Source organism: Pseudomonadota bacterium, assembly GCA_030860485.1.
In the GTDB taxonomy this organism is placed as follows: Bacteria; Pseudomonadota; Gammaproteobacteria; order JACCXJ01; family JACCXJ01; genus JACCXJ01.
Window position 1 is genome coordinate 1 of the sequence record JALZID010000276.1, and the last position, 4,964, is coordinate 4,964.

The 4,964-nt window shown below is 64.9% G+C and carries 4 protein-coding genes; all 4 read left to right on the top strand.

Annotation, left to right across the window (positions count from 1 at the left end; genetic code table 11):
- Positions 1-269: 269 nt before the first annotated feature.
- Positions 270-521: a hypothetical protein gene (locus M3461_16880; GenBank protein ID MDQ3775899.1), complete on the top strand. Its 252-nt coding sequence runs from the start codon at positions 270-272 to the stop codon at positions 519-521.
- A 7-nt stretch (positions 522-528) separates the two neighbouring features.
- Positions 529-2,478 (top strand): ATP-binding protein, encoded by a 1,950-nt coding sequence (locus M3461_16885; protein MDQ3775900.1) that lies wholly within the window; start codon positions 529-531, stop codon positions 2,476-2,478.
- The gene (locus tag M3461_16890) at positions 2,466-4,343 is read left to right on the top strand and encodes an FtsK/SpoIIIE domain-containing protein (GenBank protein MDQ3775901.1); all 1,878 of its coding nucleotides are present in this window, start codon (positions 2,466-2,468) and stop codon (positions 4,341-4,343) included. Before M3461_16885 ends, M3461_16890 begins: the two co-directional genes overlap by 13 nt.
- Before the next feature lie 112 nt (positions 4,344-4,455).
- Positions 4,456-4,964, top strand: a 509-nt coding sequence (locus M3461_16895; protein MDQ3775902.1) for an aldo/keto reductase, incomplete at its 3' end; no start/stop codon positions are given.

Here is a 4,964-nt window from a genome sequence, read left to right on the forward strand (position 1 = left end):
GGAGGCCTACTGGGCGTTTCATAAGGCCCAAGAGCAAGAGCGTAACCACCGCTCACGGATGGCAAGTCACCTCTTCAAAGAGGCGGCCTGACGGGCCGAAGCGTCGTTCTAAAAGAGCCGCACCCAAAGCCTTCAGGGAGGAAAGCTCCACCCTCGCCAGGCGCGGATTTCCACTAGAGCAACTGGACCAAGCCGCATGCCGGTTGTTCGGCGGAGCGAACGCCCCAACGCGCACCGATGATTGCTTAGGCGATGATGGCCCAGGTGACATGCCTTGGCGTCTTTTGGGCATCATGCGGCTGGCCTCCACCGGTGGTGCGATTCCGCTGCGCGAGCTGCGTGGCCTCACCTTCATCGCTAAACCGGAGTTCGACGCGGCCATCCTGGCCCTGCGGGATGCGGGATGCGTTCACCTCCATCACCATGACCATCCGGCGGCGATCACGGAAGACGAACGGTATGACCTAGTCACGGACGGTCGGGGGGATTATTACGTTGCTGCGGGCTTGTTGGCGAGGTGAGTGATACATGAACGCGCTTCCGGCGCTCAATCCCTTCCAGGGGTCGGTTCTGCCCGACGCGCGCCATCATCCCGAAGGTGACGTGGAAAAGATCAACGCCGAAGCCTTCGAGGCGTGTCTGAAGGCGGTCGAACAGGCGCGCGTGGGGCGGCAGAGCGCATCGGTGCTACTCAACGGCGTCCCTGGCAGCGGAAAGACGCACCTCCTCGCTCGGCTCCGTGTGCATCTCGAAGACCGAATCCAGCGTGATCCGGGGGCGCTAGCCGTCTTCGTCTACGTCCGCCTCGACACTACCCCGCGGCGCCTCTGGTGCCACCTGCGCGAGCAGGTCGTCGAGGACCTGCGGCGCGAGTTCGGTGAACGCTCCTCCCTGGAACGGCTTCTGGAGCGGCGCCTCAAGGCTTTCAACAACGCCAGCGCCGTCGGTCTGCCAGCCGACTCCCTCCAACGGTCGAAGGGGGAGGAGGAGGGTATTACTGAATTCCTGGACCAGACGGTGAAGGACCGCAACTTGGCCACCATCCTCACGCATCTCTTGCTAGCTCGCCATCGGCTGGAGGCGCGTGCATGGCTGCGAGGAGATTCGCTCCCGGAGAGCGTCTTGGACCGACTTGGTGTAAACACCAGCGATCCGGACGAAGATGAGGACCCTGAAGGACGAGCGCGCCGTATCGTGCTGGCGCTGTGCCGACTGGCTAGGCCCGCTCCGTTCATTTTCTGTTTCGATCAGGTTGAGGCGCTCGAAGTCGAGGGCCACAAGAAGACGGGCTTCGAGGCTTTCGGGCGGATGGGCGCGGGGCTACACGACCACGCGGATCATCTGGCGCTGATCTCGTGCATCCAGACGGCACATTATAACGAGCTCATCGACTACGTTCATGGCGCAGACCGAGATCGGGTCTTCAAGACGCGCTCCGAACTCAAGCCACTGAACCTCGACCAGGCGCAGGCGCTCGTCCGGCAGCGGCTGGACGCCGCCACGGAACTTGCGCAGCTGCGAAAGAGGCACAAGTCGCCATTATGGCCGTTAGACGAGAAGGACCTTCGGACCGTTATTCGACTGGACGGCTGTCCGGCGCGGCTGCTCATCACGCACTGCCGTGATCTCTACGAGCGAGCCAGGGGCGCTGCGGCGCCTATGGAGACCACGGGCGAGTTCCTTGAACGCACCTGGACGGAACGTCGTGAGAAGCAACTCCAAGAGGGTACAAAGACAGACGCCGACGGTATCCTCCACACCGCTCTAGCGGACGCTCTGCGACTCTCCGGTACCGCTTGGCAGCGTGCAGATCCCCCCGCGGCCGATGTGGAGCTCAGCTTCGCGGGCAACGGGCGGAGCCTGAACATCAGCCTATGCAATCACGGCAACATGACGAGCCTGGCGGGGCGCTTGCGGCGCTTAAGGGGCGCCACGGGGCAGCGGCTTTCGGCGTCGAGCCTCGTGCTGGTACGGCACCCCACGCTGCCGCTTCCCAAGACGGCGAAGCGGACGAAGCAGTACCTCGATGAACTGACCCGCGCGGGCGCTCGCTTCCTACAACCCAGTGAGGAGGCCTTTGCAGTGCTGGCCGTCTTACGGGAAATGCTGGCCGAGGCCCAGGCGGGCGATCTCCACTGCCGCGGGGAGACTCTCGAGCCCGACGCCGTTCGGGACTGGTTCAGCACGCATCTCAGTCCAGAATTGCGCGAGCTGGCGGAGGAGCTCCTCGGCACCACACCATCGGCGGCGAGCGATCCGGACCTGTGGCTGCGTCAAACACTATTGGAGTTCCTGGAAGAACGTCTCATTGCGAAACTGGTGGACGCGGCGGCCGAACTAGGCGAAAGCGAAGCCCGGCTGGCCGGTTGCGCGCGGCGGTTTCCGGAGCAGTTCCGCTTGCTGGAGGGCGCCCCGCCAGTCGTCTACCGCTATCTCCCCGAGGAAGTCACCGCACAGGAGCAGTCATGGCGCGGTTGATCAGCGTCCGCGATGTGCGTGAGGAACTCTATCGTGCCGCCGGCCGCTCGGGCGGCGCGGGAAATGGTAAGCCTTCCACCTCTCTGTTGGGCACGTGGTTCCACGAGTCGTTCGCGGCACTCGTCGGCGCCGACCCGCGCTACTCGCTGGAAACCGCTCTCGCCGAAACACGCGGGGACGTCGCGGAACGCGGGGACGTCGCGGAGCAGGCTGAGGCGCTCAAGCACCACGTCTTTCGCCGCCTGATCGGTCCGCGCCTTCCCCACCATCACTCGCATCTCGTCGATTCAACCGAGGAGCTGATGGGTTTCTGGGAGGCCATGGATGACCTCTGCCATTGGCTTGCGGAGATACGCCTTGAGGCGGCGCGAGGCCGCGAGCGCCTGCGCATCGTTAGCGAGGAAGCGCTATCCTGGGAGCTCCGCGAGCCCGGATGGACCGACGCCGTGCGCGTCAGTGGGCGAGCGGACGCCGTCGTCTGCCGGCCCCAACAGGCGCCATGGTGCGTCGTCGAGCTGAAACTCGGCCACGGTCAACCGGAGGCTGATCTGGGGCAGGCGTGCCTTTACTACATCCTGCTGTCCGCCAAACGTGACCGTAGGTCGCAACGGGGTTCCGTGGCGGTGGTAAGCTTCACGCCGCGGCGGCAGGTACACGTCTTCGGGCCCGAGGAGTTGGCGCCGGCGCTACCGAGGCTCAAGGCCCTGATCGGCCGCCTGGCGGGTGTTCTGCCTGACGTGCAACGGGTAAGGCCCGCGGCCGTTGACAAGACCCAGCCACTGGCACCAACGGACGACCGTTATGCGGATCTCGCACGCCAGTTGCTGAAAGTCTTCGAGGAATTCGACGCGCCGGCAACCCTGAGCGGGACGGTCATCGCGGGGCCTGCCTTTCTCCGTTTCCCTTTGGAGCCGAGGCGGGGCGTAAAGATTGCCAAGGTGCAGGGGACGGCAATAGAAGTCCAGGCCCGGCTGAAGCTCGACGCGCCGCCCTTCATTACGCTGGACCGCGGTCAGCTTGTCGTGGATCTACAGCGACCCGACCGGCAAGCGCTCACCTTGCCGCAATTCCGCGACCAGTTGCCCCGGTGCGATCCGTTACTGGGTAACGCCCGCGTCCCGATCGGTGTCGATCTGGAGAACCGGCTGCACTGCGCAGACTTGGCCGAGGCGCTTCATGCACACGTCCTGGTGGCCGGTACGACCGGGAGCGGAAAGAGCGAATGGCTCCGCGCGGCGCTGTCAGGGCTCTTGTTAACGAACACCCCCGAGACGCTCCGGTTAGTATTGATCGATCCCAAGCGGCAGGCGTTCTCGGAGTTGGCGTATTCGCCGTTCCTGCGGGACGGGAACTCGCTCGTCTTTCCCGACGAACGCGACGTGACGGAAGTGCTCGACGATCTGATAGAGGAAATGGAGGAACGCTATCGGCAGATGCAGGCCGCCCAGGCCGATAACCTAGCAGAACTGGTTCGCCGCGCGCGCCTCCCGGTGCCGCGCATCGTTTGTGTGTGTGACGAGTATGCCGACCTGGTGAGCCGCGGGCGACAGGAACGCAAGGCGGTTGAAGAACGAATTCTGCGCCTTGGACAGAAGGCGCGCGCCAGCGGCATCCACTTGATCCTCGCCACCCAGCAACCAAGCCGCGAGATCATCAAGGGCGCGCTCGACAGTAACATGCCTTGCCGCGTGGGGCTGAAGATGCAGAAGGCGATCGAATCGCGCATGCTGCTCGAGACGAGCGGCGCGGAGAAGCTACTCGGCAACGGTGATCTGCTCTTCCGCGATATCGGACCACCGCGCCGTCTGCAGGGCCTCTGGGTCCCACCGGAAGTGAGGGCGGAGCTGTTCTCGGGTCGAAGGTAGACGTACGCTGCCCGTATTGGCCAGCACTCGGCAGGCACGATCATAGCCTGCGGAACCCCTGGGGCCGAGCGGCATCGAAGTAAGCAACGCCTGGATCGGCGGAGGAAGACATATGAGCAGCTTTCGGATGAACCGGCGTGAATTCATCGGTGCGATCGGCGCGGCCGCCTTCGCGGCGGTTGCGAACACCCGGGCGGCAGAGAGCCCGTCGGTCGCCCCGGCCGGGATGCAGAAGCGCGCGATCCCTAGTAGCGGCGAACAGCTGCCGGTGATCGGCATGGGCACGTCGGGCACCTTCGACGTCGGCGCCACCGAGGCCGAGCGCGCCCCGCTGGTCGAGGTCCTTCGCCTGCTGTTCGACGGCGGCGGCAGCTTCATCGATACCGCGCCCAGCTACGGCCGCGCAGAGACCGTGACCGGCGATCTGCTGCAGCAGGGCGATTGGCGCCAACGCGCCTTCCTCGCCACCAAGATTTCCGCGAGTGCAGGCGCGAGCGCGAGCGCGCAGTGGAACGGTTCGCTGGCAGACCTGCGCAGCGACAAGGTCGATCTCCTGCAGGTGCATAACCTGGTCGACTGGCGCGAGAACCTGGCGTTCCTGCGCGAGCTGAAGCAGGCCGG

Bases quoted from the DNA above. Each gene is read 5' to 3' on its own strand.
- M3461_16880 (MDQ3775899.1), top strand. From the start codon at position 270: ATGCCTTGGCGTCTTTTGGGCATCATGCGGCTGGCCTCCACCGGTGGT.
- M3461_16885 (MDQ3775900.1), top strand. From the start codon at position 529: ATGAACGCGCTTCCGGCGCTCAATCCCTTCCAGGGGTCGGTTCTGCCC.
- M3461_16890 (MDQ3775901.1), top strand. From the start codon at position 2,466: ATGGCGCGGTTGATCAGCGTCCGCGATGTGCGTGAGGAACTCTATCGT.